We start from the raw sequence: 6,535 nt of genomic DNA, 5'->3' as shown, positions 1-6,535 counted from the left end.
CGTGACCAGGTCGGCCGGGTCCTCGGCGGTTCCGCAGACCTTGACGAGGCGCCCCTCGTACCGTTCGACGGCAGCCCACGTGGGGTTGCCCATGATGTAGGTCTGCCGGCGAAGCTCAGGGGTGACCAGCTCAACGCCGACCGTGTGTCGGCGAGAAGCGTGCTTAACGGTGGTGAGCTTCCCCGTGCTGATCGCGACGGATTCCGTCATGATGGAAGTACTCCTTGATGACTCGTACGGGTTGCGAGGAGCGGGAAGCGGTCCGTGTCTTGGCGGATGGGGGCCGCTTCTCCGTTTGCTTGGGCCGACTCAGCCGAGGTTGGAAGCGAAGGTCATCAGCGCGTCGGCGACGACCGTGAGCCCGTGGAAGGCGTTCGTGGCCGTGACGGCGGCCTGCGCGGGCTGGCGGATGATGAAGAACAGCGCACAGACCATGAGCAGGATGGGGACGAGCCGGCGGGGCTTGGGCGTCTGGATCATCGGTACTGCCCTCCTGTAGCGAGGCGCCGGGGTGAGGGGCCTGTACCGCGACCCGCCGCACCACGGCTCTTCAGTTGGCTGTTCGACTCCGGCCTGACGCGGCAGGTATGCTGCCGCTTAGAAACGTCAAACGTTTGTCGATAGCCCGATGATGGACCCGTTCTCCCGGTGCTGTCAATAAACATCAAACGTTTGATGTTTGCGAGTTGAGCTAGGGGCACCGGAAAACGGACTACTGGTGCGAAAGAGGGAGAAATGAGCCAGCCGGGAAAGTTGGGCTTCCGTCAGATCGCTTCGCAGATCCGGCAGGAGATCGTGAACGGCGTCTATCCGCCCGCCACGGTCTTTCCGGCTGAGCCGGTGCTCGCCGAGAAGTACGGGGCATCGCGAAGCCTGGTCAACAGGGCAATGCAGGTACTTGCAGCGGAGGGCATGATTCGCCCTCGTCAAGGGAGGGGAACCTTGGTCACCTACATTCCGCCGATGCTGCACTCGCCGGCGCGTTACTCCCGTCAGACGCGCGAGGGTGGGCAGGCGCGCGGCGCGTTCGACGCGGAGGTACGGGCAATTGGGCTCGAACCTCAGCACGAGATCACGACCGAGAGGGCCATACCGCCGGACGACGTCGCCGATGCCCTCGGCCTGCCGCGGGGCGAAGAGAACGCCCTCGTCCGTCGTCGGCGCCTACTCGCGTCCGGAATCCCGGTGCGTCTGAACGCGTCGTGGTTCCCGCTGTCCATCGCCGAGGGGACGGTTCTGGAGGAGGCGGGGCCGGTCATCGTCGGTGGCGTCAAGTCGGCATTGGCCGAACTCGGCTATGCGCAGACGGAAGCGACCGAGCGCATCGTCGTTCGACCTCCTACGGACACCGAGGCTGATGCGCTCGAGATCAGCCCGGAACGTACCGTTCTCGACATCTTCCATGTAGGCAAGACCGCAGATCAGCGGGCCGTGGAAGTGACCACGACCGTTACGCCCGCTCACTATCTGATCATTGAGAACAGCTTCCCCCTCACCTGACGTACGGCCAGACACGACCGATCGGAGACGACGCAATGACAGCCACAGTGCCGATGCACGCTCGCGCCTTGGACCTGCCCGACGCGAGCGAGCTGCCCGCGTACGTGTACGACCTTGCCGACCTTGACGCCCACATGGCCACCGTCCGGGCCGCCCTCGGTGACATCGAGGTCTACTACGCCGTCAAGGCCAACCCCGATCCCAAGCTCTTGCAGGTGATCGCGCCCTATGTCGACGGCTTCGAGGTGGCCTCGGGGGGAGAACTCGCCCACGTGCGCACGTACTTCCCGGACACGCCGATCGCGCTTGGCGGTCCCGGCAAGACCGACGCCGAACTCTTCGCGGACGTGACCAGGCTGCACATCGAGAGTCCGAGTGAGATTCGACGGCTCTTCGCGGCGGGCCGGCCCGCCGACGTGCTGCTCCGCGTTAATCTCGACCTCCCCATCAGCGGGGCGTCCCTGGCCATGGGCGGCGGCGCCACGCCGTTCGGAATGGACCCGGCGGGCGTTTCCGAGTGCCTTGACATGCTGGCCGGTCAGGACGCGGTCCGACTGCGCGGCATCCACGCCCACCTGGCCAGCGGACTGGAAGCGCCGGCCATGCTCGAACTGGCGTCCGCGATTCTCGACTACGCCCGCGGACTCGGCGTCACCGAGATCAACCTCGGTGGTGGCATGGCTGTGTCGTACGCCGATCCCGACGCCCGCTTCGACTGGAAGACCTACGGTGAAGGGCTAGCGGCTCTGCGGCGTCCGGGCGAGACTCTACGCATCGAGCCGGGACGCTCCCTGTCGGTTTACTGCGGGCGGTACGTGACCCGCGTCATCGACGTCAAGCGCGTCCACGGTGAGTTGTTCGCCGTGGTGGCAGGCGGAACGCACCACATCCGGACGCCGGCGACCAAGGGGCACAGCCAGCCGGTGGTTATCAACAAGCCCGGAGAACCGACCACGATTGTCGGCCAGCTATGCACGCCGAAGGACACCATGGCGCGACACGTTCCAGTGAACCTGAAGAGGGGCGATGTGGTGGAGTTCCTCATGGCCGGCGCCTACGCGTGGAACATCTCCCATCACGACTTCCTGATGCATCCGAAGCCGACGTTCCACTACCTGGAAGGGTGATCTGCTAACCGCCGAGAGGCCCGAGACTCGTTTTGGGCCTCTCGGCCGGGTAGTAGGCATCCGGTCCCGAAGCAACGTTTCTCTACCAAATCTGAGACTTGCTGGAAGCTATGGCTGTAGATGGGTTGACTGTCTCAAAAGAGTTGTTCAGGCTCGATCAGTAGGTCAACGGAGCTACAGTGATCATCTAGCCAGGGAACCATGCGCCTGTGCATGTATCGTAAAGTAGCCGTGTGTGTACTGTCTGAGATGGGGGAAGGGGCAAGATGTCCACCTTTCGGGCAGAGGCGGACATGCTCACGCCGCTTATCGAGCAGGTCTCGCTACTGATTCAACCGTTGACGGGGCAATTTCAGGTTCTATTCGAAGTGCAATCCGCCTCTGGCATACCAGACATGGTGCTGATTGCCTTTGATGATCAAGAAATCGCTCGCCGTAAACGACTCAGCCTTCCACCTGTGGTGGATGCCTCGGACGTAGCGGTAATGACTGCTCTGAGCGAACTAGCGTGTCGCAGCCGTTCTGAAGATACCGCAACATCGGCGGAACTGTCGGCGGAGACTGGTGTCACTGCCGGATACCTATCTTCGGTCGTCCTGAAGAGATTGGCGGATCAGGGGCACGTTCGACGTGTTAAGCGGGGTTGTTGGACTGCTACGCATTCCTTTAAGTCTTTGGCGTCCCATGTCATAGCCATAGAGACTAAGATTAGCGACTGGCGGCGTGGTTTCTGGCAAGCTCATAGGCAAGCGGCAGACTACACCTGGCTTGTCATGGACGCGGCGCATGGGGCAGGATGCTCAGAAAAGATAGATCGCTTCTTGAGCTGTAAAGTAGGCCTCGCGACTCTCTCGGCAAGCTCGGGATATCTCGAAGTTAAGGCGCCGGCGAAGATACGCCAGCCTCACAGTGCTCATCGTAATCTGCTTGTCGAGAGGGCCGCTGCCCTCTATCTTGCAGGAAGCGTGAGTGGGCCCTTAAGTCCCGTCTTTGGGCGACAGCTAAGCGCTACTACAGGAGTTGACCCCAGGTTGCTAGGTGCTGGGGCGCGTTAATATCTGTTAGCTCCTTGTTTTTGACGTACTTCAATGCATCGCGGACTATCCGACGAACTGCGGAGTGGCGACCACCCGGTTTGGTGTCTTCTTCCACCTCGGCAACGAGTTGGCCGGTACGGTATAGCAGATGAAGACCGGCGAATTCGTGACTCCAGGAAGGGGAGTTCCACAGAGTGGGGCAGTATGGGCAGTCGCAAGACTTGTAATCTGTAGCAGTCTCGAGTACGTCATGAACGCTGCGTTCCACAGCATGCAGCAGTTGCCGCTCGAAGTATCGCTGCTTCCGAATAGCACCTGGCTTTCTGCCAAAACTTGGTTCGGTAAACGCTTGATCGGTTCCGCTGCTTCCAGCACCGAATCCCTTTGCGCCGAATGCTAGCATGAGCCACCCAGTTAAGCCGGTCTGTGGGAGTAGCAGGCGCCGGTCTTCATCGAGGGCGAGTTCGCACAGTCTCTTATACCCGTTGAGTAGTTCGATGTCGCTTGGCTGGGCGTAACTCCGCTGAGCCCTCCATTGCGATCGGACGTACCAGATTTGATGCTCATCTCGGTCGAGGAGTTCGTTGAAGAGCTGTTCGCGTAGAGAAGGGCTGATAAGCCAGCGAGCAGGAAGCGTCAAGTTCAACGCCAAACGCTCCCCGCGCTCTAACAAAGCGAGAGCATTCTCCCCTTCTTGGAATAGCGCGTTAAGTGAGTTTTTTGGGCTGTCGGCGTCTAGGGCGCGGCCAGGAGTTAGGAGGAGATTAGCTCTTAAATCGCGTTGGGCACCTAGGACGTCCTCTACAAACCCGGCATGATCCGGACCCTTTAGATATGGTGCTCTGTTGGTGGCGAGGTTAGAGATCGGATCCTTTTTCAGCCGAAGAATGTCCTCGTCCAGCATGTAGCATGCAGGATCTGCGATACGGACAGCAGCGGTGGCGCATTGCTGGAAGAACTCGCGACTGGCATCCGCGCTCTGACCGTGAATCTTTAAGATGGCGCCTACCGCGATGTCGTTTCCATGTCCTTGGTGTAGCCGGGTGAGGACATGGGACAGGTGACGGTGGTGTTGCCCCCCGCGGTGGGCGAGGAAGATAGGACGCGTGCCATCTAAGGCTTCATCTCGGCCGATAAGAGCAGGAGCGATCTCCTCTTCCATATTGGCGACCTGGTTGACTTCGGAAACCTGGCCGGCGTCCGGCCCTTCGACTACGAGAACTTTATTCGTGCCCGCAAGAAGGACGGCAGATGAAGCGGTGTTCCAGAAAAGAGCTTCTTGTACGGTTTCCCGGCCAGAATCGAGATCTTCTAGATCCTCTTCGTCAAGCTCTTCTTCCCAGATGTCCTCTTCGTCATCACTCATAGCTGATCCTCGCTGCTACTTGATTCCTAGGCGGCGCAGGTTACTACCCGTACTTCCTCTCTCATACTCAGGTACCGCAGTCAAACGGTCAAGCACAGATCGAACAGGATCGCTGACCGCTTCCGGCAAGGGCATTGGGCCGTCAGACATCCTCGTGATCGCTTGCTCTATTGATAGCGCCTCGCCCGTGCGGTAGAAGGGGTGCTGGCGGCATAGCATTTGGCGCACGGTAACCCCGATCGCCCATAGATCAGCTGCCTTGCGGGCTCTACGGCCTTCCAACTGCTCAGGGGCCATGTAAGTGTACGTACCTATGTGGCCAGGATAAACAGTAATCGTCGAACCATCGAGTTGCTTTGCAAGTCCTAGATCAAGCAAGACAGGACGGCCCCAGTCTCCGTCCCGTAGAGCGACATTTCCTGGCTTGATGTCGCGATGGATGGTGCCTGTGTGATGCAAAGCGTCAGCACCTGCGAGAAGTCCTTGAAGTAGTCTTCCCGCTTCGTCCGCGTTCGGCCACCTCTCTTCAGTGATTGACCTTGCGAGGTCTCCACCAGCGATGAACTCGAATCGAAGCGCCGGCCTTGACGCATCACCAAGCGACAGCGTTAGGGTTTCTAGCAACGCGACGACATACGGGCTGCTGACGCGCCGTAGGCCCTCCACTTCCCTCTTCAAACGGGCAGCGGGGTAGTCCTCGGAGCAAATGATCTTGATGGCGGTGTCGCCTGCACGCCATGTATCTCCGAATGTGCCTCTCCCTAAGAACTCCACTTCTTCGCCTAGGGCCGCGGCTACTTCTGCGGCGGCGTGCCGGGGCTTCTCGTCTGTGTTATCACCCACCGTGTTCCTTACCGTCCAACGGTCTACTCAAGATCACGCGCCAACCATGCCCTGAGGCCAAATGTTACTCCAAGATACGCCCTGGCCACGCTAGCGAGTTTCGCACGATCCAAGAGCCTGAGGTATGAGATAGATTGTCGCTTTTGTGTATAAATGAGGTATATGCGTCGTGATGAGCTGTATGCGAGCATCTCGCCTCGATGGGGTTACTGGTTCGCGGACTGGGTGGCCCCTTCGAACGTACGTGTCATTGAGTTGCCTCACCGCAGAAAGCGCGCAATCCGCAGAACGCCCTGAGGTGACTGTCTTGGCAGGTCAGCTAGTCATCGCTGCCGTGGTGATCCCCTTCCGCAGAATGCCGCGGAAACCCGCAGAATAGGCGACGCGGGTGGCGGGAGCCGTAGCCCTGGGGATTCTGCGGAAAATCGCGGCATTCTGCAGAAGTGAGTCCTGTAAGCGAGACATGCTCCTTGACCTGCAAGGACGAGTCTCGGTTGGCAATTCTGCGGATTGTGCGGATTCTGCGGCGGGGATGACGGCGGGCTGGCAAGGGAACGGCGAGCCGACTTGATCGAGAGTCGGGCGCCTGTAGCGCCCGTTGAGGGGCGAGCGCGACCGTGTCGGTGTCCATCGGTAGGAGGCCGGTCCTCTGTTGTTAGAGG

General features: G+C 60.1%; 6 protein-coding genes. 2 read left to right on the top strand and 4 right to left on the bottom strand.

What is annotated here, in order from left to right; all coding sequences use genetic code 11:
• A partial coding sequence (locus tag KIK05_RS36210; RefSeq protein ID WP_214415359.1) for a hypothetical protein occupies positions 1-210 on the bottom strand: 210 nt, incomplete at its 3' end.
• 99 nt (positions 211-309) lie between these two features.
• Positions 310-480: a hypothetical protein gene (locus tag KIK05_RS36205; protein WP_214415358.1), complete on the bottom strand. Its 171-nt coding sequence runs from the start codon at positions 478-480 to the stop codon at positions 310-312.
• 255 nt (positions 481-735) lie between these two features.
• Between KIK05_RS36205 and KIK05_RS36200 the strand changes: the two genes are divergently transcribed.
• Both KIK05_RS36200 and KIK05_RS36195 read left to right on the top strand, forming a co-directional pair.
• Positions 736-1,500, top strand: coding sequence for a GntR family transcriptional regulator (locus tag KIK05_RS36200; protein WP_214415357.1), 765 nt, complete (start codon positions 736-738; stop codon positions 1,498-1,500).
• A gap of 68 nt (positions 1,501-1,568) precedes the next feature.
• Entirely contained in the window at positions 1,569-2,627 is a 1,059-nt protein-coding gene (locus KIK05_RS36195; protein ID WP_250564020.1) for an alanine racemase, read from the top strand.
• Positions 2,628-3,638: 1,011 nt separating this feature from the next.
• Here the strand turns inward: KIK05_RS36195 and KIK05_RS36190 are convergent.
• Both KIK05_RS36190 and KIK05_RS49565 read right to left on the bottom strand, forming a co-directional pair.
• Positions 3,639-5,030: a hypothetical protein gene (locus KIK05_RS36190; protein WP_214415356.1), complete on the bottom strand. Its 1,392-nt coding sequence runs from the start codon at positions 5,028-5,030 to the stop codon at positions 3,639-3,641.
• A gap of 15 nt (positions 5,031-5,045) precedes the next feature.
• A complete protein-coding gene (locus KIK05_RS49565; RefSeq protein ID WP_372455640.1) occupies positions 5,046-5,804 on the bottom strand; it encodes a serine/threonine-protein kinase in 759 nt (252 codons plus the stop codon).
• Positions 5,805-6,535 lie beyond the last annotated feature (731 nt).

Source organism: Sphaerisporangium fuscum, from assembly GCF_018531465.1.
Classification (GTDB): Bacteria; Actinomycetota; Actinomycetes; order Streptosporangiales; family Streptosporangiaceae; genus Sphaerisporangium; species Sphaerisporangium fuscum.
The sequence above is the reverse complement of the archived record's forward strand: the minus strand, read 5'-3'. Positions and strand labels throughout refer to the sequence as shown.